The sequence below is a fragment of the Ruegeria sp. S263 genome, assembly GCF_056780525.1.
The window spans coordinates 653,481-675,398 of the sequence record NZ_CM165558.1 but is presented as its reverse complement, the minus strand read 5'-3'; the positions used below and the strand labels follow the sequence as shown (position 1 = coordinate 675,398).

The 21,918-nt window shown below is 59.1% G+C and carries 25 protein-coding genes; 12 read left to right on the top strand and 13 right to left on the bottom strand.

Annotation, left to right across the window (positions count from 1 at the left end; translation table 11 throughout):
- Positions 1-3 precede the first annotated feature (3 nt).
- The 4 genes from ACT2B1_RS03340 to ACT2B1_RS03325 form a co-directional block, all read right to left on the bottom strand.
- Entirely contained in the window at positions 4-624 is a 621-nt protein-coding gene (locus tag ACT2B1_RS03340) for a LysE family translocator (protein WP_481668563.1), read from the bottom strand.
- Positions 621-1,220: a metallophosphoesterase family protein gene (locus ACT2B1_RS03335; protein ID WP_171239920.1), complete on the bottom strand. Its 600-nt coding sequence runs from the start codon at positions 1,218-1,220 to the stop codon at positions 621-623. The genes ACT2B1_RS03340 and ACT2B1_RS03335 overlap by 4 nt, the downstream gene beginning before the upstream one ends.
- Complete coding sequence (locus tag ACT2B1_RS03330; RefSeq protein WP_481668997.1) at positions 1,220-1,984, bottom strand: uracil-DNA glycosylase; 765 nt, start codon at positions 1,982-1,984, stop codon at positions 1,220-1,222. Before ACT2B1_RS03330 ends, ACT2B1_RS03335 begins: the two co-directional genes overlap by 1 nt.
- A 97-nt stretch (positions 1,985-2,081) precedes the next feature.
- Positions 2,082-2,471 (bottom strand): hypothetical protein, encoded by a 390-nt coding sequence (locus tag ACT2B1_RS03325; RefSeq protein WP_171239921.1) that lies wholly within the window; start codon positions 2,469-2,471, stop codon positions 2,082-2,084.
- A 323-nt stretch (positions 2,472-2,794) separates the two neighbouring features.
- Here ACT2B1_RS03325 and ACT2B1_RS03320 point away from each other — a divergent pair, with 323 nt between their 5' ends.
- The 7 genes from ACT2B1_RS03320 to ACT2B1_RS03290 all read left to right on the top strand — a co-directional run bounded on the left by ACT2B1_RS03320 (position 2,795) and on the right by ACT2B1_RS03290 (position 7,884).
- Positions 2,795-3,730 (top strand): aspartate carbamoyltransferase catalytic subunit, encoded by a 936-nt coding sequence (locus ACT2B1_RS03320; RefSeq protein ID WP_481668562.1) that lies wholly within the window; start codon positions 2,795-2,797, stop codon positions 3,728-3,730.
- Positions 3,727-4,245: a hypothetical protein gene (locus tag ACT2B1_RS03315; protein ID WP_171239922.1), complete on the top strand. Its 519-nt coding sequence runs from the start codon at positions 3,727-3,729 to the stop codon at positions 4,243-4,245. Before ACT2B1_RS03320 ends, ACT2B1_RS03315 begins: the two co-directional genes overlap by 4 nt.
- Positions 4,230-4,616, top strand: coding sequence for a hypothetical protein (locus ACT2B1_RS03310; RefSeq protein ID WP_481668561.1), 387 nt, complete (start codon positions 4,230-4,232; stop codon positions 4,614-4,616). The genes ACT2B1_RS03315 and ACT2B1_RS03310 overlap by 16 nt, the downstream gene beginning before the upstream one ends.
- A complete protein-coding gene (locus ACT2B1_RS03305) occupies positions 4,613-5,065 on the top strand; it encodes a hypothetical protein (RefSeq protein WP_171239923.1) in 453 nt (150 codons plus the stop codon). Before ACT2B1_RS03310 ends, ACT2B1_RS03305 begins: the two co-directional genes overlap by 4 nt.
- The gene (gene pyrC, locus ACT2B1_RS03300; RefSeq protein WP_171239924.1) at positions 5,062-6,342 is read left to right on the top strand and encodes a dihydroorotase; all 1,281 of its coding nucleotides are present in this window, start codon (positions 5,062-5,064) and stop codon (positions 6,340-6,342) included. The genes ACT2B1_RS03305 and pyrC overlap by 4 nt, the downstream gene beginning before the upstream one ends.
- The gene (gene plsY, locus ACT2B1_RS03295) at positions 6,342-6,947 is read left to right on the top strand and encodes a glycerol-3-phosphate 1-O-acyltransferase PlsY (RefSeq protein ID WP_171122704.1); all 606 of its coding nucleotides are present in this window, start codon (positions 6,342-6,344) and stop codon (positions 6,945-6,947) included. The genes pyrC and plsY overlap by 1 nt, the downstream gene beginning before the upstream one ends.
- Before the next feature lie 460 nt (positions 6,948-7,407).
- A complete protein-coding gene (locus tag ACT2B1_RS03290) occupies positions 7,408-7,884 on the top strand; it encodes a YHS domain-containing (seleno)protein (protein ID WP_171122705.1) in 477 nt (158 codons plus the stop codon).
- Positions 7,885-7,954: 70 nt separating this feature from the next.
- Here the strand turns inward: ACT2B1_RS03290 and ACT2B1_RS03285 are convergent, their stop codons facing one another.
- Positions 7,955-8,938 (bottom strand): quinone oxidoreductase family protein, encoded by a 984-nt coding sequence (locus ACT2B1_RS03285; protein ID WP_171122707.1) that lies wholly within the window; start codon positions 8,936-8,938, stop codon positions 7,955-7,957.
- Positions 8,939-9,132: 194 nt separating this feature from the next.
- Here ACT2B1_RS03285 and ACT2B1_RS03280 point away from each other — a divergent pair, with 194 nt between their 5' ends.
- Positions 9,133-9,990, top strand: a complete 858-nt coding sequence (locus ACT2B1_RS03280; protein ID WP_171122709.1) for a DUF2189 domain-containing protein — start codon at positions 9,133-9,135, stop codon at positions 9,988-9,990.
- Positions 9,991-10,006: 16 nt separating this feature from the next.
- Here ACT2B1_RS03280 and ACT2B1_RS03275 read toward each other — a convergent pair whose 3' ends face one another.
- Together ACT2B1_RS03275 and ACT2B1_RS03270 are read right to left on the bottom strand one after the other, a co-directional pair.
- Positions 10,007-10,990, bottom strand: a complete 984-nt coding sequence (locus ACT2B1_RS03275; protein ID WP_171239927.1) for an NAD(P)H-quinone oxidoreductase — start codon at positions 10,988-10,990, stop codon at positions 10,007-10,009.
- A 55-nt stretch (positions 10,991-11,045) separates the two neighbouring features.
- Positions 11,046-11,738: a COQ9 family protein gene (locus ACT2B1_RS03270; protein ID WP_481668560.1), complete on the bottom strand. Its 693-nt coding sequence runs from the start codon at positions 11,736-11,738 to the stop codon at positions 11,046-11,048.
- A 111-nt stretch (positions 11,739-11,849) separates the two neighbouring features.
- Here ACT2B1_RS03270 and rpsU point away from each other — a divergent pair, with 111 nt between their 5' ends.
- Entirely contained in the window at positions 11,850-12,056 is a 207-nt protein-coding gene (gene rpsU, locus ACT2B1_RS03265; RefSeq protein ID WP_005614280.1) for a 30S ribosomal protein S21, read from the top strand.
- Positions 12,057-12,174: 118 nt separating this feature from the next.
- Here the strand turns inward: rpsU and ppk2 are convergent, their stop codons facing one another.
- Complete coding sequence (ppk2, locus tag ACT2B1_RS03260; RefSeq protein ID WP_171122715.1) at positions 12,175-13,092, bottom strand: polyphosphate kinase 2; 918 nt, start codon at positions 13,090-13,092, stop codon at positions 12,175-12,177.
- 345 nt (positions 13,093-13,437) lie between these two features.
- Between ppk2 and ACT2B1_RS03255 the strand changes: the two genes are divergently transcribed.
- On the top strand, positions 13,438-14,226 hold the full coding sequence (locus tag ACT2B1_RS03255) for a CPBP family intramembrane glutamic endopeptidase (protein WP_171239929.1): 789 nt from the start codon (positions 13,438-13,440) through the stop codon (positions 14,224-14,226).
- 1 nt (position 14,227) lies between these two features.
- Here ACT2B1_RS03255 and ACT2B1_RS03250 read toward each other — a convergent pair whose 3' ends face one another.
- Positions 14,228-14,686 carry an Lrp/AsnC family transcriptional regulator gene (locus tag ACT2B1_RS03250; RefSeq protein ID WP_171122720.1) on the bottom strand — a complete coding sequence of 153 codons (459 nt, stop codon included), beginning with the start codon at positions 14,684-14,686 and terminating at the stop codon, positions 14,228-14,230.
- 136 nt (positions 14,687-14,822) lie between these two features.
- Here ACT2B1_RS03250 and ald point away from each other — a divergent pair, with 136 nt between their 5' ends.
- On the top strand, positions 14,823-15,941 hold the full coding sequence (ald, locus tag ACT2B1_RS03245) for an alanine dehydrogenase (RefSeq protein ID WP_171122721.1): 1,119 nt from the start codon (positions 14,823-14,825) through the stop codon (positions 15,939-15,941).
- A 130-nt stretch (positions 15,942-16,071) separates the two neighbouring features.
- On the opposite strand, the gene ACT2B1_RS03240 is transcribed toward ald, so the two are convergent.
- Positions 16,072-16,878 carry a mechanosensitive ion channel family protein gene (locus ACT2B1_RS03240; RefSeq protein ID WP_171122723.1) on the bottom strand — a complete coding sequence of 269 codons (807 nt, stop codon included), beginning with the start codon at positions 16,876-16,878 and terminating at the stop codon, positions 16,072-16,074.
- A 214-nt stretch (positions 16,879-17,092) separates the two neighbouring features.
- Between ACT2B1_RS03240 and ACT2B1_RS03235 the strand changes: the two genes are divergently transcribed.
- Positions 17,093-17,791: a glutathione S-transferase family protein gene (locus ACT2B1_RS03235; protein WP_481668559.1), complete on the top strand. Its 699-nt coding sequence runs from the start codon at positions 17,093-17,095 to the stop codon at positions 17,789-17,791.
- Positions 17,792-17,833: 42 nt separating this feature from the next.
- Here ACT2B1_RS03235 and ACT2B1_RS03230 read toward each other — a convergent pair whose 3' ends face one another.
- The 3 genes from ACT2B1_RS03230 to ACT2B1_RS03220 form a co-directional block, all read right to left on the bottom strand.
- The gene (locus ACT2B1_RS03230) at positions 17,834-18,283 is read right to left on the bottom strand and encodes a YtoQ family protein (RefSeq protein ID WP_171211720.1); all 450 of its coding nucleotides are present in this window, start codon (positions 18,281-18,283) and stop codon (positions 17,834-17,836) included.
- Between the two features lie 128 nt (positions 18,284-18,411).
- Positions 18,412-20,808 carry a phenylalanine--tRNA ligase subunit beta gene (gene pheT, locus ACT2B1_RS03225; RefSeq protein WP_481668558.1) on the bottom strand — a complete coding sequence of 799 codons (2,397 nt, stop codon included), beginning with the start codon at positions 20,806-20,808 and terminating at the stop codon, positions 18,412-18,414.
- Between the two features lie 78 nt (positions 20,809-20,886).
- A complete protein-coding gene (locus tag ACT2B1_RS03220) occupies positions 20,887-21,690 on the bottom strand; it encodes a CE1 family esterase (RefSeq protein WP_171239935.1) in 804 nt (267 codons plus the stop codon).
- Positions 21,691-21,918 lie beyond the last annotated feature (228 nt).

Genomic DNA, 21,918 nt, shown 5'->3' with positions numbered 1-21,918 from the left:
GCGTCAGGCCCTTTCCATGATGGCAAGTCGAATGGCAAGGGCCGTGAAAATACCGCCCGTCACCCATCCCATGATACTAGAGGCGCGCGGGTTCGAGATCAGCACTCGCCCCGCACCGCCTGCGAAAACCCCAACCAGCCCATTCACCACGAATCCGCCCAGCGCGATGATCACGCCCAAGATCAGGAATTGCGGCAGGATCGGACCGATGGCCGGGTTCACAAATTGCGGGATAAAGGCCAGCACGAACAGAATGACCTTGGGATTGGTCAGGTTCACAACCAGCCCGTCCCGAAACGCGTATCGCGTTGGTTTGGCGGGTTTGTCATCCGAAACCGCCCCGTAGCGGATTGCACCCCAGGCCAGATACATCAGATAGGCCACGCCCATCCAGCGGATCACGTCGAACAACCACGGCAGGGTAGACACGGCAGCACCCAAGCCAAGCCCTGCCAGCAACACGTGAACCATCAGCCCCGCGGAAACCCCCGCGCTGGCGATCAGTGCAGGTTTCGCACCAGATCGCAGCCCCTGTCCGAAACAGAACATCATGTCGGCCCCCGGCGTAAAATTCAGCGCCATAGCCGCCGGTATGAATGCCAGCAACGTCACCGTTTCGATCATGAGGTCACCTCGAACCAGTTCACTTTAGGACCAAGATTGGCGATCTGCGTGCGTCCGATGGCGCCACGATAGCCCCAACTATCATGGATATGGCCGTGCAAAGAGTATTGCGGCTGCAGGCGTTCTATCGCATCGCGCACGGCAACCGACCCTACCGCATCGCCCATTGACGTCGTATCGCCATACCCTTTGGGCGGGGAATGCGTGATCAGGACATCGGCGGCGTCGCAACGCTCCAGCAACTCGGCGGCTTCCGATTCCGACAAGTCACAGGACCACTCACCAAACGGCGTGGCAGGAACACCATATCCAAGGCCAAACAGACGCAGACCATCCACAGTCATCCCCGACCCGTGTAGAACGTGGACACCCTCGGGCGCGGCACCCGTCAATTCGGCCGCGCTTTCGGCGTTTCCAGGGATCAGGACAAGAGGGGCGGAAATCTCTGACAGCATCGCCATCGCCTCATCCAAACCCTGTCGCATGTTGCAGTAATCACCCGCGCCGATCACCAGATCAGCCTCGGCGCTGGCCACGGCAATCTCGGCCGCGCGGTTGCGTGCCATATGCAGGTCTGAGAAAGCGAGAACTCGCATCACTTACCCTCCAGCCAGGCTTTCAGCTCCAGCAAGTCTGCCCATGCCTGCCGTTTCAACTGTGGCTGACGCCGCAGGTCTTCGGGCCGCAGCATCGGGATCACCGGCAGGTCAAACCCCTGATCCCACTTACCGCGCAGCCGGGTGATCCCGCGCCTGCCCAACACAGCCTGAGAACTGATGTTGCCCATGACCACCAGAACATCCGGCTTGGCCAGCGCTACATGTCGCTCCAGAAACGGCTGCATCATACCGATTTCCTGAGGGTTCGGGTCCCGGTTCTGGGGCGGGCGCCAGGGAAGAACATTGGTGATATAGACGTTTTTGGACCGGTCCAGATCTATCGCGGCCAGCATCCGGTCCAGCAACTGACCCGCTCGACCTACGAAAGGCTTGCCCGCGCGGTCTTCTTCGCGGCCCGGCGCTTCGCCGACGATCATCACCCGCGCACCCGGTGTGCCATCGGCAAAGACCAATTGGCGCGCCCCGCGTTTGAGTTCACAATGCTCGAACGCATCCATCGTGCTGCGCAACTGATCCAACGACCCTGCGCAGGCGGCTGCCGCCTTTGCCACGGCAACCGGATCCACCTGTTTCGGCTTTTCGGGCGCGGCTTGGGCTGCTGCAGGCTTTTTGGCCTTGGGCGCGGTATCGGGCAGCGCATAGCGATCCACCGGAACATCCCCGGTCGCTTCTGTTGCGCCCAGTTCGACCTGCCATTCCAGCAAAGCCCGCGCCGTGTGATAGTCCAAAGCCGATTCCATAACCCTCAATCTAACCACCTTTTGACCGAGGGAAAGCGAATAGCACTTGATCGGATGGCCCGTCCCGCTCAGCATTGTCTCATTCATGTTGGTCCTATTACGATTCCTTGCCATTGCACTGTTGCTGATCCCCCTCGGCGACCCCGGTTTCGCGCAGCTTCAAAACCGAGGCGGTCTGTATGACAGGAACACCTTTCCAAACCGGGGCGGCATCTATGAGCGGAACAATCAGTGCCCCGGTGGTCAGTTCAAATGCGGTGCGCGCTGCTGTTCCGGCGGGCAAAGATGCAGTTTCGACGGCCACTGTATTCCGATGGGCGGCACCTATTGCGGGGGTGGGCGCACATGTGGCCCGTTCGAGCGGTGCGTCGCAGGCGGCAGATGCGCACCACGAGGGGTAAACAAGTGCCGGTCGCGCCTTGACTGCCCCGGCGGCAGCTTTTGCAATACGCGGGGTGAGTGCGAACGGACCACGCCCGATCTTCAACCGCTCCCTTCCTTAAAATGCGATGACGGACGGACCTGCGATTCGGGCTCCGCTTGCCTGCCCGGCGGTGGATGCTCGCGCCCGGGCTGGTTTTTCTGCGAAAAAACCGGGTCGCAATGCCGTCCCGGGTTCAAGTGTTCCAAGAATCAGGGCTGTGTCCCGGTCAAGGCGGTGGACTGCGGCTATGGCAAATGGTGCAAACCCGGTGAACAATGTCTGCCCGACGGCGGGTGCGAGAAACTGCCCGAAGGGTCCGATCCGTAGGTTGCCTTGCCTCGCGCAGCTTCTTATAAGCGGCTCGATTGTCAGACAGGAGCCCGCCCATGCGTTTCGCCCATCGTCACCTTCTTGGCATCGAGCATCTGTCGCAATCCGATATTACCGCCATTCTTGATCTGGCCGAAAAATACGTCGATCTGAATCGTCAGCCAGCCAAGCGTTCAGACGTGCTGTCAGGGCTGACCCAGATCAACATGTTCTTTGAAAATTCGACCCGCACACAGGCCAGCTTTGAAATCGCGGGAAAGCGATTGGGCGCGGATGTGATGAACATGGCGATGCAGGCCAGCTCGATCAAAAAGGGCGAAACGCTGATCGACACGGCGATGACCCTGAACGCGATGCACCCCGATCTTCTGGTGGTGCGGCACCCCCATTCCGGCGCGGTCGATCTGCTGGCACAAAAGGTTAATTGCGCCGTGCTGAACGCAGGCGACGGGCGCCACGAACACCCCACGCAAGCTTTACTGGACGCGCTGACAATTCGCCGCGCCAAGGGTCGGCTGCACCGGCTGAACATTGCAATCTGCGGGGACGTGGCCCATTCGCGCGTGGCCCGGTCGAACTTGATCTTGCTGGGCAAGATGGAAAACCGCATCCAGCTGATCGGACCGCCGACTCTGGTGCCCGGTCAATTCGCTGACTTCGGTGCTGAAATCTATGACGACATGAACGAGGGGCTGAACGACGTGGACGTCGTCATGATGCTGCGCCTTCAAAAGGAACGGATGGACGGCGGCTTCATCCCTTCGGAACGCGAATACTATCACCGCTACGGGCTGGACGCCGCGAAACTGGCGCAGGCCAAGCCAGACGCCATCGTCATGCATCCCGGCCCGATGAATCGCGGCGTGGAAATCGACGGCACTTTGGCCGACGACATCAACCGCTCGGTCATTCAGGAGCAGGTCGAGATGGGCGTCGCCGTCCGCATGGCCGCGATGGAGCTGCTTGCCCGCAACCAGCGTGAGGCCGCATGAGCGATCTGACCGTTGCCCCCCATGAACACGGCGTGATCCGCCTGTTCACGCTGGGCATGCGCCCGGAAGAGGCGAAGTTTCTGCGCGAACCGGGCGCTGCGGATCAGGTTCTGGGGGTTGCGGGTCTGGTCCCGAATCAAATCGACATTTTCCCGGTCGCCGACCTCGAAGACCTGGGGCTTTATGGATATCTCAACGAGGGGTGCGGGGTAACGGAAGATCAGTTGAACCGCACAGATCTTGAGGCGGTTGACGGCTGGGTCATGGCCGTTCGCAGCGCAGCTTTCGGTGGAAACGCCGCCGAATTGCACCCCGATCCAAGGCTGCACCTCATCGGCCTTTATACGGAAGAAGCAACCAATTGGTCCGGCGGTGCCATTGCATCTGAAAGCGCCAAGCCGTTCTCGGCCCCGCAGGCAGCTTCGGCTGACGACACGCCACGCCGTGTCGGGTCCGCTGTCTTGGGACTTGTGATCCTGTTGTTGATCGGGGGTGTTCTTTGGCTGATCCTGTGACCTTCACCGCCGACAAAAGCGCCTATATCCGCACCAACACATGGCTGGCCGCCTTTGCCATGGCGGGTGCAATGGTCGTGCTTTGGCTGGTCGGAAATCCTTACATCTGGACCGGAGCGCCTGCGGGCCTGGCCGCGGTTGGCGTCCGCGCATGGTATCTGGCCTCGGAAGAACTGACCAACACGTGGCAGATGTCCAAGACCGCCCTGACAGGTCCCGGCCCACGCAACGTACCGCTGAACCAGATCGAGGTGGTCAATATCATGGGCAGCTTCGTTCAAATCGTCACCAAGGGCGGCGACAAGCACCTGATCAAGTATCAGGCCAACCCCGCCGCCACCAAAGCCGCAATCGAAAGGGCCATGGCATGACCGACGATTGGTGGCGCGAGAAAGTACCAGAGACAGAAAAGATCCTGTGGCACGGGCAACCTTACCAGGGGTACTTTCCGCCCCGGTACGGATGGATCTACAAAGCAGCCATTGTTCTGTTCGTCTCCGTTTGGGCTGGAAGCCCATGGATCATCGACACCGCTGAGGATTTTTGGAAACTCCTGATCGCTACGTTAACTTGTCCTTTTGCCGTCTACGCGGATCGCTTTGTTCGAGCAAATCGCGTTTATGTTGTAACATCTCAAAATGCTTGGCAGTTGAACCGGCATAACAAATCAAAAAAGCTGAAAGTCGACCGGTTTCTGGACTTTTATGCCAGCCAACAGGCAGTGTCATTCGCTCGACACCCCTTTTTCTCATTTGACCACCTGCCCGACCCTGACGCTGCCATGACAGCCCTGACCAAAGTCCGAGAGGCCAAGACATGACCGACCAATTGTTCACCAACGCCCGCCTGATCGACCCCGAGGCCGGGACGGACTTGCTGGGCTGGCTGCACGTCTCCGACGGCCGGATTACCGCTCGCGGCGAAGGGGCGGCCCCATCCACCGACGCGCAGGTGATCGACTGCGGAGGGCATCGCCTTGCCCCCGGCATCGTCGATATCGGCGTCAAGGTTTGCGAGCCGGGCGAGCGGCACAAGGAAAGCTATAGATCCGCAGGTCTGGCCGCCGCTGCGGGGGGCGTGACCACAATCGTCACCCGGCCCGACACTCTGCCCGCCGTTGACACACCCGAAACGCTGGAATTCGCCACCCGCCGCGCACAGGCGGATGCTCCGGTGAACGTCATGCCTATGGCCGCCCTGACCAAAAGGCGCGAGGGGCGCGAGATGACCGAGATCGGGTTCCTGCAAGACGCGGGTGCCGTGGCCTTTACCGATTGCGACCACGTGATCGCCAATACCAAGGTGTTTTCCCGCGCGCTGACCTATGCGAAATCCTGCGGCGCGCTGGTGATTGCCCATCCACAGGAACCGGGCCTCAGCGCAGGGGCCGCCGTCACCAGCGGCAAGTTCGCCGCCCTGCGCGGCTTGCCCGCCGTTTCCCCCATGGCCGAGCGGATGGGGCTGGACCGCGACATTGCCTTGCTTGAGATGACCGGCGCCGCCTATCACGCCGACCAGATTACCACCGCCCGCGCCCTGCCCGCGCTGGAGCGCGCCAAGCGAAACGGGCTGGATATCACCGCAGGCACTTCGATCCACCACCTGACGCTGAATGAACTGGACGTGGCCGACTATCGCACCTTCTTCAAGGTCAAGCCGCCGCTGCGGTCCGAGGACGACCGGCAGGCCGTGATCGAGGCAGTGCGGACCGGGCTGATCGACACGATCAGTTCGATGCACACCCCGCAGGACGAGGAAAGCAAACGCCTGCCTTTTGAAGAAGCCGCATCCGGCGCTGTGGCGTTGGAAACGCTGCTGCCTGCCGCGCTGCGTCTGTATCATAGCGAACAACTTGACCTGCCGACCCTGTTCCGCGCCATGTCCCTGAATCCGGCCAAACGGCTGGGGCTGGAATCCGGCCGCCTGGCACCGGGCGCGCCTGCTGATCTGGTTCTGTTCGACCCGGATGTCCCATTTGTGCTGGACCGGTTCAGCTTGCGATCAAAGTCGCAGAACACACCGTTTGACGGCCAGCGGATGCAGGGTAAGGTCACCGCAACCTATGTCGCGGGACAAGAAGTTTACCGGAGACCCTGATGCCACCATTTGACAGTTCCATGACCCAATTACTGCTGTGGGCTGTGTTTGGATACCTGATCGGGTCCATCCCGTTCGGGATGATCATTGCCAAGGTCATGGGCTTGGGCAACTTGCGCAATATCGGGTCTGGCAATATCGGCGCAACGAATGTGCTGCGCACCGGCAACAAATCGGCAGCCGCCCTGACGCTGCTGTTAGACGCGGCCAAGGGCGCAGTTTCAGTCCTGATCGCACGAGCGATGGCCGGCGAAGATGCGGCTCAGGTCGCGGCGCTGGCGGCCTTTCTGGGGCACTGTTTTCCAATCTGGCTGGGATTCAAGGGCGGCAAAGGGGTTGCCACCTTTCTGGGGATTTGGCTGGCCCTGGACTGGCGCGTTGGCGTGGCGTGTTGCCTGACATGGTTGGTGGCGGCTGCGATCTGGAGGATTTCGTCGCTGGGCGCACTTGCGGCGGCGGCGCTTTCGACCATTTGGGTCATGATCCTGACGGACACCACTACATTCGTTCTCGGAGCGATCCTCACCTTGCTGGTCTATTGGCGGCATAGCGCAAATGTTGCGCGTATACGTGCCGGAACAGAACCCAAAATCGGGCAGCCTTGACCGCGACACAGCCCTTTCTACAGGCATTTTTTGCCCTACCCGCTGGAACATCAACGGGGCGGTTCAAAGGCAATCCCTATGTCCTGACCCGAACCGAGCTGGCCGGGGGCAAATCCCAAAAACTTGTCGCCCATCAATTAGGTGGGCCGGACTATATAAGCCTGAACCTTTATCTCACGAAAAACAGTGGCGCCTTGCTGCGCCCATGTGAGATGTCGGTGCAAAAAGTCACTGATTTTGTTTTTTGTTTTCAGCCGGATTATTAGGCATCGCCCTATTTTCATGCCTGAAATCCAATTATTACAGCGCCCTCACATTTCATTGTTTTGAACGTGATGCCAAGGCCGCCCATTTCGGGGTCGTGACGGCCAATTCCTGACCGCACTGAACAAAATCTCGAGAGTTGACCGGACACAATTTGCGCGTCGTCCGGTGGCTCAATTCACGAAAGGTGAAAACCATGAACAAGATCAAATCCCTCATCGGCGGCGTTGCGCTGTCCGTCGCAGTCGCAAGCACAGCTCTGGCCGCTGGTGTTGAACTGAACGCAAGCTCGACTGGTCTGGCGTTGCAGGGCTATGACCCGGTTGCCTATTTCACCGTTGGCGAAGCGACCAAAGGCGACTACCGCATCACCGCGCTGCACAACGACGCGCTGTACCGTTTTGCATCGGAAGAAAACAAAGTCGCGTTTGAAGAAAACCCCGAAGCGTACCTGCCTGCATATGGCGGCTACTGTGCGTTCGGCACCGCAATGGGCTTCAAGTTTGACGGCGACCCGAACTACTGGAAAATCGTTGACAACAAGCTGTACCTGAACCTGTCGTCTGACATTCAGGAACGCTGGGAAGGCGACATCCCGGGCTTTAACAAAGCCGCAGACGCCAACTGGAAAGACATCGCAAGCAAAACTCCGGCCGAACTGCAAGCGCAGTAAGCCAACCCTTGCGAAGAAAAGACCGGCGGCAGGAATGCCGCCGGTTTTCTTTTTTGACGACGGTTGCCGTTTACAATTCCAGCACCGTGCTGCCTGTGGTCTGGCGCGCTTCAAGCGCGCGATGGGCGTCCGCGACTTGTTCCAGCGGGAAACGCTGATCTATGTGTATCTTGACCTCATTGCCCGCCACCTTGCCGAACAAGCGCCGAGCCATGGCCTGACAAACAGCGTGATCGGCAATATGGGTGAACAAGGTCGGCCGGGTGATTTGAAGCGACCCCTTCTTGCCCAGAATTCCGATATCCATCAGCGGCACGGGACCCGACGCATTCCCGAACGAAATCATCATCCCCAGCGGCCTAAGGCAGTCCAGCGACCCGTTGAACGTATCGGCCCCGATCGAGTCCATCACCACATCCACGCCTTTGCCACCCGTAATCTCGGCGACGCGTTCCGCAAAGTTTTCGGTCCGGTAATTGATGCAATGGGTGGCACCGTTGAACTGCGCCAGACTGCATTTCTCATCCGTGCCTGCGGTTCCAATCAGCTTGATGCCTTCGGACTTGGCCCATTGGCAGGCAATCAGGCCCACACCCCCGGCTGCCGCATGGAACAGAACGGTGTCTCCGCGTTTCAGCGGCGTCGTGCGATGGAACAGATATTCAACTGTCATGCCCTTGAGCATCATTGCCGCCGCCGCGTCGAACGAGATTTCATCAGGCAGGGGACAGACCTGAGCCGCAGGCATGACACGCGCTTCGCAATAGGCGCCCGCTGGGGCCGCGGCATAGGCGGCACGTTGGCCGGGTTCCAGATGGGTCACACCGTCGCCAACGGCTTCGATTATCCCTGCGGCCTCCATACCCAGAGCGTGCGGCAACTCCATCTGGTACAGTCCGGTGCGCTGGTACACGTCGATGAAATTCAATCCGCAGGCGTGATGGCGAATGCGTACTTCTCCGGGTCCCGGTTCACCAAGGGGGCGGTCTTCGATCTTGAGAACCTCAGGGCCGCCGTGTTCGTGAATAACGACGGTTCGTGCCGTTTGATGCATGCTGAACCTCCTGTTGTCTGCCGCCAAGCTAACACGCCTGCGACACATAACAATCGGCACAATACTGCGAGCAACCGCCAAAACGGAAAAAATTGTGTTATACTGGTGCCTAAGCGTTGCCGGCTGGTCCGGCCAAAGGCAACTGTCGCCGGATCATCTCTGCTGCGTTCAAATGCAAACCGGAGGGGATGACGATGGCCAAGACTATTGGAAATCCGATCAGCTGGGCAGCCCGCAATATTGGTGCGACCGGTGATCATATCGCAGAAAGCGTGACCCGTATCGGCAGTTCGGACACGCAGCAATTACCGCGGGTTCAGACTCTGACCCTGAGCGACCTCTGGGCCTGTCTGCGCGCGGGTTCGGAAGATTTTGTGGAAACCCGAGCAGACGCGATTTTCGTCGTGCTGATCTATCCGATCGCAGGACTTTTGATGTTCGGGTTCGGGCTGAACAGGAACATGGTTCCTTTGCTGGCCCCGCTGATCGCAGGGTTTGCCCTTGTCGGACCAGTGGCTGCCGTGGGCCTTTATGAAATCAGCCGCAAACGCGAACAGGGGGCCGAAGCCCATTGGCTGGACGCGTTCGGCGTTTTCCGCTCTCCCTCATTCGGGGCGATACTAGCGCTGGGTTTCTACCTGGTCATGTTGCTGCTGATTTGGCTGATGGTTGCGCAAAGCATTTATGTCCAAACCCTGGGACCCGATTTGCCAACGTCCCTTGGGGCATTCCTGACCGAAGTCTTCACGACCCGCGAAGGCTGGACCATGATCCTAATTGGCAATGCAATCGGGTTCCTGTTTGCCCTAATCGCATTGGCCATCAGTGTGGTCAGCTTCCCATTGCTCTTGGATCGCAAGGTCGGTGTGCCGGTGGCCGTCGTAACATCGGTACGGGTGTTGCGACATAACCCGGGGGTTATTCTGACATGGGGACTTATCGTTGCCGCCTCATTGATTCTGGGCGCAATTCCGATGCTGCTGGGGCTGATTGTGATCATTCCGGTTCTGGGCCACGCCACATGGCATCTGTATCGCCGTGCCGTGGCCTGAACCGTTCGGCTGGCGCTTAGCCGACCTTCAGAACGATCTTGCCAATGTGGCCTGAGCTTTCCATTCTGGCGTGCGCCGCCGCTGCATCGGCCAGCTCGAATTCGCTGTCCATCACAGGTGCCACTTTCCCGGCGTCAAGCAGAGGCCAGACGGCCTCGCGCAGGTCCTGCGCGATCTTCGCCTTGGCCAGATCGGATTGCGGACGCAAGGTGCTGCCGGTCAGGGTCAGACGTTTCACCATCATCATGGCAAAGTTCAATTCGACCACCGGCCCCTGCAGAAAGGCGATCTGAACCAATCGCCCGTCCTCGGCCAAGGCTTTCACGTTGCGCGGGATGTAGTCGCCGCCCACCATATCAAGGATCAGGTTCGCGCCGCCTTCGGCGCGCATCGCTGCCACGAAATCCTCATCGCGATAATTGATCGCCTTTTCCGCGCCCAGCTTTTCGCAGGCCGCGCATTTTTCAGCCGACCCGGCGGTTGCAAAAACCCGCGCGCCAAACGCATTCGCCAACTGGATCGCCGTTGTACCGATTCCGCTGGAGCCGCCATGGATCAAAATCCGCTCGCCAGCTTTCAGACCGCCGCGCGTAAACACGTTTGACCAGACCGTAAAGAAGGTTTCGGGCAGGCACGCGGCCTCTTTCAGGCCCATGCCTGCGGGCACCGGCAAGCAATGCGCGGCGGGTGTGGCCACGTATTCAGCATAGCCACCCCCCGGCAAAAGCGCGCAGACATTGTCGCCCACGGACACCCCTTCGACACCGGCTCCGACGGCTACGATTTCACCAGAAGCCTCAAGCCCCGGCAGATCACTGGCACCCGGGGGCGGATCATAAGCCCCCGCCCGTTGCAGCGCGTCGGGGCGGTTCACACCCGCGTAAGCCACTTTCAGGACAACCTGACCGGCTTGTGCCTCGGGCACCGGGCGTTCAACCAATTGCAGAACATTCGGGCCGCCGGGCTTGGTAATTTCAACGGCGCGCATCGTTTGGGTCATGGGCAAATCTCCTTTGCCCAATGCCTAACAGCCAAATAACGAAAGGCCCAGACGCTTACTTGCGTGGGTTCAGCATTCCCGGCAGATCAGCTTTCATTTTCATCGGAGCCTTCACTTGACCCGCCAGCCAGTTCGGAACTGCAAGAAACGGCTTGAACAAAGGGTTCCCGTTCACCTGCGCCTTGATCTTTTCGAACTGCATGACATTGTCGATGCGGCGGTCCAAAAACTCCCACGATTTTTGATGGTTCGGCGAATCGTCCCCCAGCCAGAACAACACGGTTGAGGAATAGACCCCAGACAGCGTCGCGCGCTTGGTGTACCAGTTCACGTCGTCAGACGTATCGCCCAGCGTATCCCAGATCAGATCGCAGGTCTGCCACATTGCTTTGGCCCCGTCGGCCGCGTGCATCGGCAGTGAAAAAAGTGTCACGCCCCGGCGCACCAGTTCTTTGTCCTCAACCGCTTCAAGGCGGAACCGGACGGCCGCGGCGATGCGGTCGCGGAACTTCAGATCGCTTAAATTCTCGGATTTCAGGCGCTCCACCATCGCAGCGTCCCCCCGCGCGTGAAACGCTAGCGCCAGGTCGACCGCACCACGGGGGTAGATGGCGCGCGCCAGCGCGTCGTCCATATCGCAATCGGCTATGGCCATTCGAAAGCTGGTTTCAGACCAGCCGTCAAAGGGCACATGGGCCAGCATCGCGTCCAATAGCTGGGTTTTGGCGTCTTCATAAGTGGTGGTCATGGCGGTACTCCGGGTTCTTGCACCAGTACTAGACAAGTTAGGGACGCTTTGCTATACGGCCACTTCCTGCAATTTCCTTGCAACTCTATCTAGAAAGGTGGTGACAACCACATGCAGGTTAGTGTTCGCGACAATAACGTCGATCAGGCGCTTCGTGCCCTGAAGAAAAAGCTGCAGCGCGAAGGCGTGTTCCGTGAAATGAAGCTTAAGCAACATTTCGAGAAACCATCCGAGAAAAAAGCGCGCGAGAAAGCTGAAGCGATCCGCCGTGCCCGTAAACTGGCACGCAAGAAAGCCCAGCGCGAAGGTTTGCTCTAAGCACCTGACGCTCGTCCAGCTTTGGATGACACTATTTGACGACCCCCGAGGCCACGCCCGGGGGTTTGTCGTTTCAAGGCCAAAGAAAAACGCCCCCGAAACATCAGGGGCGTCAGAATCAATAGATTTTCGGAACGTGCAACTCATCCGGCAGGATGCGGCGTTCATATTCCGGGTTGTACTTACGATCCGGCAGATTGACCTTTTCCTGCGGTACGTCCGTATAGGGGATCTTGGTCAGCAGGTGTTCGATACAGTTCAGCCGCTCGCGTTTTTTGTCGTTGCCTTCGACGATATACCACGGTGCCTCGGGAATATTGGTGCGGAACAACATATCCTCCTTGGCCTTGGTGTAAGCTTCCCAGCGGATGCGGGATTCCAGATCCATCGGAGACAGCTTCCACTGCTTCATCGGGTCGTGGATGCGCATAAGGAATCGCAACTGCTGTTCCTCATCCGTGATCGAGAACCAGTATTTCAGCAAGATAATCCCCGAGCGCACTAGCATCCGTTCAAATTCGGGAACGTCCTGAAAGAACTGTCCGACCTGATCCTCGCTGGCAAAGCCCATGACCCGCTCGACGCCCGCGCGGTTGTACCATGACCGGTCGAACAGAACGATTTCACCGGCCGCAGGCAGATGCGGAACGTAGCGCTGAAAATACCACTGGCTTTGTTCCCGGCGGCTTGGCGCTGGCAAAGCCACAACCCGCGCGACCCGAGGGTTCAGTCGCTGGGTGATCCGCTTGATCACCCCCCCTTTTCCTGCGCTGTCGCGGCCTTCGAACAGAATACAGACCTTGGCCCCGGTATGCTGCACCCAGTCCTGAACCTTGATCAATTCGGCCTGAAGGCGCAGCAGGTTGCGGAAATAGACTTTGCGGTCCAGCATCTCGGGGTGCTGATCCTTGTAAATCTTGCGGATCTCCATCGACAGCATTGGCTCGCTAAATTCGATCTCGAAATCTTCGTCCAGCGTGTCTTCCAACTCGGCTTCCAGCCAGTCTTTGGGGGCATCGTTGTTTTCGTAAGCCAAGGTCTGTTCCTTATCTCATATCGGGCTCGGACCGTACCGGGCGAGTGTAAACGCCTGATGTCATCAGAAAAATTGATGAAGGCCCTTTTCCTAAGCTTAACCGCACTGGGCCGCAAGGTCACTGCGACACGAGAAAACGCGTAAGTCAGCACTGGCGACAAAGGATGCACACGCCGTGTACACGCGGCAAAAATACCGCATAGCCAAATGGTTGGCACCGCTGCCCCGCACGTTATCTTGCCTTATTCAACCGCGTGAACGCATCTGTACCTGAAGCAAACCCGCGAGAGTCCCGTGACACATTTTGCATCTTTGCTACCCGCAATTTGGCCCTGGCTGATACTCATGACTGCGCAGATCGTCGCGGTCGCTGGCAAGAGGATGCTCTGCCTTGCTTTGCTCGCCCTGTTTGGCGCGGCCGCTCTTACAACCGGGTTGATCACCCCAATCGCGCTTTGCATTGCGCTTGCGGGTCTTGTTGGCGCGGCCATTATACCTCGGTTATCCGGGTATTCTGCAGGTTTTGGACATACCGCAATGATCTTGTGGGCCGTTGCCTTGGGTGCGCATCTGGTCCCTGGCTTCCATAACCTGCTGGTTCTTGATCAGGTCCAATCGGGACCAGACAGCACGGCGTTCAGCATGTACTTGAACCTGGACAAACCCCTGGTTCTTTTCGCCGTTCTTCTGGCCTGGCCCAACGTGAACACCCCAATCGCTCAGGTTCGCCGTCGCCCCTTGTTCGTTGGCCTAATACTCTTGCCTCTGCTGTTCGCAACTGGCCTTGCAACCGGGGCCGTACGGCCCGAGATCGGCCTGCCCGAGTGGTGGCTGTTGTTCGCACTCGCAAACCTGCTGCTAACCTGCCTGACGGAAGAGGCTTTCTTTCGCGGCTATCTGCAATCCATGATTTCTTCAAAACTTGGGGCAGCCTTGGGAATTGCCGCCGCGAGCGTTCTGTTCGGTCTGGTGCACTGGCCGGGTGGATTGGCGCTGGTCGCGTTCGCTTCGATCCTCGGGGCGGCTTGCGGGCTTGGCTATTATGCAACCGGTCGGCTTTGGGTGCCCACGCTGATGCACTTTGCGTTTAACGCGGTGCATCTGGCCTTTTTCACCTATCCCGGCCCTGTCTGAATTACACTGGCAAAGCCGTGGTCTTGAACACCGTCCGCAGCGCGAAAGAGCTTTGCATCTGCGCCACGCCCGGCAGTCGCGACAAGTACTGACGGTGAATGCGAGCGAAATCTTCAGTATTTTCAGCCACGACCTTCAGAATATAGTCCGCCGTTCCCGCCATCAGATGACACTCAAGAACATCCGGAATCCGTGCAACGGCCTTCTCGAATGCATCCAGAACCTCTTCGGCCTGACCCTGCAGCGTGATCTCGACAAATACGGTCGTCGGCACCTTCATCATGCGCGCATCGAGCAAGGCAACATAGTCCCGGATATACCCTTCTGACTCGAGTCGCTGCACGCGACGATGACAGGCCGAGGGCGACAGGTTGGCCTGCTCGGACAACTCGGCATTGGACATCCTGCCATTTCTTTGCAACGCGGCAAGAATCTTTCGATCTGTCGTATCAAGGCTCATGAGCGCAATCCTTTTGCAGGTAGACGCTATTTTATCGAAGAATCTTCGGAAGAAAAGCACAGTGGCAGGCAGAGTTTCACAGAAATTGCATCCGGCATTGCCTATATTTTAGGCAATTAATAAACGGAGAGGCCAAATGAAAATCGGTTGCCCCAAGGAAATCAAACCGCAAGAGTTCCGCGTCGGCATGACACCCAACGCCGCGCAAGAGGCCATTGCCAGAGGTCACGAGGTGATTATCGAAACCGGGGCCGGACAGGGCTCGGGCTTTGACAATACCGACTACATCGCAGCCGGAGCGACGATCGTCGACACCGCGGCCGAGGTTTTCGCCACGGCAGACATGATCGTCAAAGTGAAAGAACCGCAGGCAGCCGAGCGCAAGATGCTGCGCGAAGGTCAGTTGTTGTTTACCTACCTCCACCTTGCACCCGATCCAGATCAGACGCATGACCTGCTTGCTTCGGGGTGTACGGCCATTGCTTATGAAACCGTAACCGACTCCAGCGGTGGCCTGCCCTTGCTTGCGCCGATGTCCGAAGTCGCGGGTCGCCTTGCGCCGCAAGTCGGCTCATGGACCCTCCAGAAGGCCAACGGTGGCCGCGGGGTGCTGATGGGCGGTGTCCCCGGTGTAGGCCCCGCGAAAGTTGTGGTTATCGGCGGGGGTGTTGTGGGAACGCATGCCGCCCAGATCGCAGCCGGCATGGGCGCAGATGTCACTGTGCTGGACCGCTCTCTGCCGCGCTTGCGCTACCTCGACGACGTGTTCGGGAACAGGTTCAAGAACCAGTACTCGACGGCCGGTGCCACGGCTGAGCTGATTCAAACCGCGGACATGGTCATCGGTGCGGTGCTGATCCCCGGAGCCGCTGCGCCAAAACTGGTTACGCGCGAACAGCTATCCACGATGAAACCCGGCGCGGTTTTGGTTGATGTCGCCATTGACCAGGGTGGTTGTTTTGAGACCTCAAAAGCCACAACCCACGCCGAGCCGATCTACGAGGTCGATGGCATCATGCACTACTGCGTGGCCAATATGCCCGGCGCCGTCGCGCGGACTTCGACCATTGCATTGGGGAACGCGACGATGCCCTTCATGCTGGCGCTAGCCGACAAAGGTTGGAAACAGGCCTGTCAGGACGATCCGCACCTGCTGGCCGGGCTGAATGTTCACGCCGGACAACTGACCTATTATGCGGTCGGTAAGGCGCTGGGTATCGACGTTGTATCGCCCAATGTGGTGATCAAGTCCTGAACCCTCCCGCCCCTGAAAGCGCCCTCTGCCGAGGGCGTTTACAGCGTTGGGCCAAGCGCCGCGCCAAAGGCGCGGCGCCGGACCCAACCGGAGAAGGGCATTTCAATGCCCGACCGACGGGCGGGAGCACTTACGCCTGTTTGTGAATCTCCACCGAATGCGGATATGGAATCGAGACACCCTTGGCGTCGAACGCTTCCTTGATCGCTTTGGTCAACTCGAACTTCACGTCCCAGTAATCGGCATTTGCGCACCACAACCGTGCGGTCAAATCAACCGAGCTGTCGCCCAGATTGGTCACCCGTACCCAGGGTTCGGGATCGCTCAGAATGCGGCTGTCCGCCTGCGCGACACTTAGAATGATCTTCATCGCCTCATCCGCGCTGTCGCCATAGTCGATCCCAAACACCAAATCGACACGCCGGGTATCATGCGCCGAATAGTTCGAGATGATCGACCCCCAGGACTGACCATTGGGGACAATGATCTGTACGTTGTCGGGCGTCACAAGCTCGGTCGTGAATAGGTTCAGGTCTTTCACGGTGCCGGACGTCCCGCCAATGTCGACATACTGACCCAGCTTGTAGGGGCGGAACACCACCAGCATCACTCCGGCGGCAAGATCGCTGAGCGTTCCCTGAAGCGCCAAACCGATCGCAAGCGAAGCAGCACCCAGAATGGCGACGATGCTGGTCGCCTCGATGCCGAAAATGCCCAGCACGGCGACCAGAACCATGGCCAGTATCGCCCATTTCACAAGGCTGGCGACAAAATTCCCAAGCGTCTGATCAATGTTCGGTGTTGCATTGATCCGGCGGCGGACCACGCCGCTGATCGCTCCGGCCACGATCCACCCAAGGATTAGAACAATCAATGCCTTCACAGCGTTCACGATAAGGGGGGCAAACGCACCCACCTGAGTCACGACCTCATCCACGCGCTTCTCCTTTCCGAGTTGTTCCTGACCCGCGACGGCTGCGCGGGATTGCCGAAGTTTGAGCGATAACGGGGCTTTGGTCTAGGTGTGAGATCCAGACCTTTTCCCCGTTGTTCCAGAATACACAGCCGCTGACCGGCTGCGCACACTCCCACCACTGGAAGGATCGTCCATCCGTGCTTACCTGTTGCAGACCGTCTGAAAGGAACCAACCATGCTGGACACCACCTCACACCCGATTACAGCTCGCTGGCCTGCCAGCAGCCCCGACAAGATCCAACTCTATTCCTATCCTACGCCCAATGGCGTCAAAGTCTCGATCATGCTGGAAGAAACCGGCCTGCCCTATGAGCCGCATCTGGTCACGCTGGCCGACAAGGATGTTAAAAGCCCCGAGTTTCTTTCGCTGAATCCCAACAACAAGATCCCCGCGATCATCGACCCCAATGGTCCGGACGGAGAACCGCTGGCGCTTTTCGAAAGCGGTGCGATTCTGCTGTATCTCGCCGAAAAAAGCGGCAAGTTGCTGGGGTCAACGCCGGCCGACAAACATCGTGTCACCCAATGGCTGATGTTTCAGATGGGCGGTCTGGGGCCGATGTTCGGACAGTTGGGCTATTTCCACAAATTCGCCGGAAAAGAGATCGAAGACCCACGCCCCCGCGAACGGTACATCGCCGAAGCGAAACGGTTGCTGAACGTCCTGGACACACAACTCAGCGGTCAAGACTGGATCGCCGGAGAGTATTCGGTCGCCGACATAGCCATCGTCCCATGGCTGCGCGGTTTGGACTATTATGGCGTCAAAGAAATCGTGGGATGGGACGATTTCGCGAACCTTCAACCCTATGTCGACCGGTTCCTTGCACGGCCCGCCGTTCAGCGCGGCCTGCGCATTCCAGCGACAGAGTAAAACCGGGTAGGGTGAGGTCCCGCCTCACCCCGCACCTTCACTTCAGCCAGGAAGTTTGCCCGTCAAAACGTACCGCAGCACGTCAACAACTTGCGCGGGCTGCTCGGCAACTGCCAGCGCAGCGGCGTCCACCTCTTTCAGGGCGTGCTGGTGATCGGGGCCGTGCAATACGATCAGGGACTTGCCCAAAGCCGCAGCATACCCTGCGTCGAACGCTGCGTTCCACTGCTTGTACTTCTCGCCAAACCGCACCACGACAACGTCAGCATCGGCGATCCCCTTGCGCGTGCGAATAGCGTTAACCATCGCGCCCTTATGGTCATGCCAGTATTTGTTCGACTCGGCACCCAGAATGGCCACTCCGCAATCATCGCTGGCGTCGTGATCCGTCACGGGGCTGTTGAACGTAATATCCAACCCTTTTGCGCCTTCGATGATCTGCTCACGCCAGTCGGTGTGAATCTCTCCGGACAGGTAAACGCTCAGGCTCATGGAACTCTCCTTGCTGGTTGGCGCGACCCTAGTGCGAATTCCTTGGCAACCCAAGGGGTCGCAACGTCATAGGTTCGGCAAAAAAAGCGCGCCCGAAGGCGCGCCCTGAACTTCGATTGCAGACCGGCTTAACCGCGCAGCGTTCCACCGGTCGCCTTGGTAACCTTGGCGATGATCTTCTGGGCGGCCGCCTCGATATCTTCTTCCTTGAGCGTCTTGTCAGTCGGCTGAAGGCGAACAGTAATGGCAAGGGATTTCTTGCCCTCACCGACGCTGCCACCGATGAATTCGTCAAAGACACGCACATCCTCGATCAGTGCCTTGTCCGCACCTGCGGCTGCATTGACCACAGTCAGTGCCTCGACACTTTCGTCTACGACAAAGGCAAAATCCCGCTCGACCGCTTGCAGGTCACGCAGTTCTAATGCCGCTCGGGTCGCGCCGGACTTACGGGGCAGAGGCACCTCATCCGGCCATATCGTAAAGGCCATCGCCGGGCCTTTGATATCCATCGCCTGCAGGATACGCGGGTGCAGTTCACCAAACACACCCAACACCTTTTTCGGACCCAGACAGATTCTACCGTGACGGCCCGGATGCCACCACGCATCGCCATCGCGCAGAATCTGAACCTTGGCGGGCGCACCAATGGCTGCAAGCACAGCCTCGGCATCTGCTTTCACGTCGAACAAGTCGACGGGGCGTGACGCACCATGTACGTCCTTTGGCCCATCGCGGCCGACCAGCAGACCGGAAATCTGAGTTTTCTGTTCCCCCGGTTCGCCATCATGGAAGACAGGGCCGACCTCGAACAGGGCCACATCCGCATATCCGCGCGCCTGATTGCGCGCCGCAGCCTGCAACAGACCGGGCAGAAGATCGGGGCGCATATGGCTCATCTCAGACGAGATCGGGTTTTCCAACTGCGTCACCTCATCACCGCCACCGAACAGCGCAGCCGACGCCTGATCAATGAACGTGTATGACACGCACTCATTATACCCCAAGGCCGCGCAAGTACGACGTGCCATGGATTGACGGCGCTGTGTGGGCGTCATCACCGGTTTGGGGATACCATCCGTGATACGCGGCAGCGGCTTGCCTTTAAGCTTGGTCAGGGACGCAATCCGCGCGACCTCTTCCACCAGATCGGCTTCACCCATGATATCGGGGCGCCAACTGGGAACATGGGCCATCTCGCCCTCAAGGCGGAACCCCAGACGGGTCAGGGTCTGGCGCTGCTCGCTTTCGGGAATATCCATCCCGACCAGCGACTGCACACGCGCCGCGTCCAGCTTGTAGGCACGCGCATGGTTCGGTGCTTTGCCTGCTTCGACAACGGACGAAACCTCGCCCCCGCAGATATCCAGAATCATCTGCGTTGCCTGCTCCAGCCCTTCGCGAGTGTAGTCCGGATCAACGCCACGTTCGAACCGATAACGCGCGTCCGAGTTGATCTTGAGCGCACGACCGGTCAGGGCGATCTGCACATGATCCCAGAACGCGCTTTCGAGGAAGACATTCACTGTCTCTTCGGTACAACCGGTTTCCTCGCCACCCATGATGCCAGCGATAGATTCCGCGCCCTTGTCGTCCGAAATCACCATCATGCCGGGCTGCAAAGTGTATTCTTTTTCGTCCAGCGCCACCAGCTTCTCGCCGCCCTTAGCGCGATGAACGCGCAGGTTGCCCTGCACCTTGTCCGCATCAAACACATGCAACGGGCGGTTCTGGTCAAAGGTCATGTAATTAGTGATATCCACCAGAGCCGAAATCGGACGCAACCCAATCGCCTTCAACTGATCCTGCAACCATTGCGGGCTGGGGCCGTTCCTGACCCCGCGGATCACCCGTCCGGTGAAGTGCGGCGCACCGTCCAGCGTGTCTTCGTCAATCGTCACCTTGATCGGGCTTTCGAAATCGCCGGGTACAGGCGTATAGTCACGCTGCTTCAGCGTCCCCACACCCCGCGCGGCCAGATCGCGCGCAATCCCCGCCACACCAAGCGCATCGGGGCGGTTCGGCGTGATCGCGATCTCGATCATCGGGTCGACCTTCGAGGGTTCATTCTCGGCCAGCCAGTCCACGAACGTGTCACCCACCTCGCCCGAGGGCAGCTCGATAATGCCGTCATGTTCGTCCGACAGCTCCAGCTCGCGCTCGGACGCCATCATGCCAAAGCTTTCGACGCCGCGAATCTTGCCGACGCTGATGGTGATATCCAGACCAGGGATATACATGCCCGGCTTGCAGACAACGACCGTGATCCCTTCGCGGGCATTGGGCGCACCGCAGATGATCTGCAAATCGCCCTCATCGGTTTCCACGGTGCACACACGCAGCTTGTCCGCGTCGGGGTGCTTCTCGGCGTGTTTCACATGGCCCAGCGTAAAGCCTGCCAGCCGGTCCGCCGGGTTCACGATCTCTTCGACCTCAAGGCCAAGGTCGGTCAGCGCCTCGGCGATCTCATCAACCGACGCATCCGTATCGAGGTGGTCTTTCAGCCAGGACAGAGTGAATTTCATTGCAGCGGGCTTTCTTGGGCAATCATCCGTTTGGCACAGGCAATGGCAAAGATTGCGCCAAGGTGCAAGCGCTGCGCGCTACGGATAGGTGGGGGTGCGGCCCAAAAGCTCGTCCAATTGCCAGCCGATCCATCCATGCGGAATGAAATGTCCGCCCGGATGCGTGTCCAGCACCACCTGCCCCTGCGCACAATCGGTCCATTCCGTGCGGCTGAGCGTCAGGAACGGCTTCACGCTCCAATCCCCGCGCGGGGTCGCGCCGTTGCAATTGAACTTCTCGCGCCACAGCGCCACCGGATAGGTCGTGTCCCCATCGGGGCCGAGGGGGAAATCCATCACCGTATCATCCAAGCCATGCACATGCCGCACCTCACGCGGAGCTTCGGGGCAGGTTTCCGTCTGACGGATCGAGCCGGCAACAGCCAGCAACGCCGCCATGTCATTGCCCGACTGACACACAAAGCGCCACGCCATCGCACCGCCATAAGAATACCCCGAGACATAGATACGGTCCGGGTCGACCGGATAGCGATTGGCCACATCCTCCAGCACCCTGTCGGCAAAGGGGACATCCCCAGTATCCGCCGACCAGAAATTCCAGCTTTTGCCCAAGCCGTTCGGGGCCACCAGCAACACACCCCGCAGCTTCGTGGCCCCTGCGATCCGTTCATGGTTCACCACTACGGTGCCCTGCCGCGACCATCCGTGAAAATGCAGCAGCACCGGCAGGCGGCTTTCCCCATCCCATCCATCCGGCTCCAGCACATGATACGAACGGTCTCCGACCTCACAGGCGGTATCGCCATGGCAATCGGATTTCCAAGGTCCCATGGCGAGCGCCGGGGTTGCGGTCATCAAGAGGAAAAGCAGTCGATAGATCATAGGTCAGAGCCTAGTCACCCGACACGCGGTGTCACATAAAATATTGGTGTAGGCCGAGCTTCAGCCCGGCACCCGACGCATGGCGGACTCAAGCCCGCCCTACGATTAACGGAACCACAAGCCGCGCTATTGCCAGACCGCGGGTTGGCGATCCAAGGGAGGTGTTGGGCACTTTATGCCAGCCAAATCTGAATATCGTTCGAGCGTCGCGCCGACGGAGACAAATCG

Bases quoted from the DNA above. Each gene is read 5' to 3' on its own strand.
- ACT2B1_RS03290 (WP_171122705.1), top strand. From the start codon at position 7,408: ATGAACAAGATCAAATCCCTCATCGGCGGCGTTGCGCTGTCCGTCGCA.
- ACT2B1_RS03330 (WP_481668997.1), bottom strand. From the start codon at position 1,984: ATGGAATCGGCTTTGGACTATCACACGGCGCGGGCTTTGCTGGAATGG.
- ACT2B1_RS03320 (WP_481668562.1), top strand. From the start codon at position 2,795: ATGCGTTTCGCCCATCGTCACCTTCTTGGCATCGAGCATCTGTCGCAA.
- ACT2B1_RS03220 (WP_171239935.1), bottom strand. From the start codon at position 21,690: ATGATCTATCGACTGCTTTTCCTCTTGATGACCGCAACCCCGGCGCTC.
- rpsU (WP_005614280.1), top strand. From the start codon at position 11,850: ATGCAGGTTAGTGTTCGCGACAATAACGTCGATCAGGCGCTTCGTGCC.
- ACT2B1_RS03335 (WP_171239920.1), bottom strand. From the start codon at position 1,220: ATGCGAGTTCTCGCTTTCTCAGACCTGCATATGGCACGCAACCGCGCG.
- ACT2B1_RS03305 (WP_171239923.1), top strand. From the start codon at position 4,613: ATGACCGACGATTGGTGGCGCGAGAAAGTACCAGAGACAGAAAAGATC.
- ACT2B1_RS03270 (WP_481668560.1), bottom strand. From the start codon at position 11,738: ATGACCACCACTTATGAAGACGCCAAAACCCAGCTATTGGACGCGATG.
- ACT2B1_RS03235 (WP_481668559.1), top strand. From the start codon at position 17,093: ATGCTGGACACCACCTCACACCCGATTACAGCTCGCTGGCCTGCCAGC.
- ACT2B1_RS03280 (WP_171122709.1), top strand. From the start codon at position 9,133: ATGGCCAAGACTATTGGAAATCCGATCAGCTGGGCAGCCCGCAATATT.
- ACT2B1_RS03340 (WP_481668563.1), bottom strand. From the start codon at position 624: ATGATCGAAACGGTGACGTTGCTGGCATTCATACCGGCGGCTATGGCG.
- ACT2B1_RS03315 (WP_171239922.1), top strand. From the start codon at position 3,727: ATGAGCGATCTGACCGTTGCCCCCCATGAACACGGCGTGATCCGCCTG.
- pheT (WP_481668558.1), bottom strand. From the start codon at position 20,808: ATGAAATTCACTCTGTCCTGGCTGAAAGACCACCTCGATACGGATGCG.
- plsY (WP_171122704.1), top strand. From the start codon at position 6,342: ATGCCACCATTTGACAGTTCCATGACCCAATTACTGCTGTGGGCTGTG.
- pyrC (WP_171239924.1), top strand. From the start codon at position 5,062: ATGACCGACCAATTGTTCACCAACGCCCGCCTGATCGACCCCGAGGCC.
- ald (WP_171122721.1), top strand. From the start codon at position 14,823: ATGAAAATCGGTTGCCCCAAGGAAATCAAACCGCAAGAGTTCCGCGTC.
- ACT2B1_RS03230 (WP_171211720.1), bottom strand. From the start codon at position 18,283: ATGAGCCTGAGCGTTTACCTGTCCGGAGAGATTCACACCGACTGGCGT.
- ACT2B1_RS03250 (WP_171122720.1), bottom strand. From the start codon at position 14,686: ATGAGCCTTGATACGACAGATCGAAAGATTCTTGCCGCGTTGCAAAGA.
- ACT2B1_RS03285 (WP_171122707.1), bottom strand. From the start codon at position 8,938: ATGCATCAAACGGCACGAACCGTCGTTATTCACGAACACGGCGGCCCT.
- ACT2B1_RS03255 (WP_171239929.1), top strand. From the start codon at position 13,438: ATGACTGCGCAGATCGTCGCGGTCGCTGGCAAGAGGATGCTCTGCCTT.
- ACT2B1_RS03275 (WP_171239927.1), bottom strand. From the start codon at position 10,990: ATGACCCAAACGATGCGCGCCGTTGAAATTACCAAGCCCGGCGGCCCG.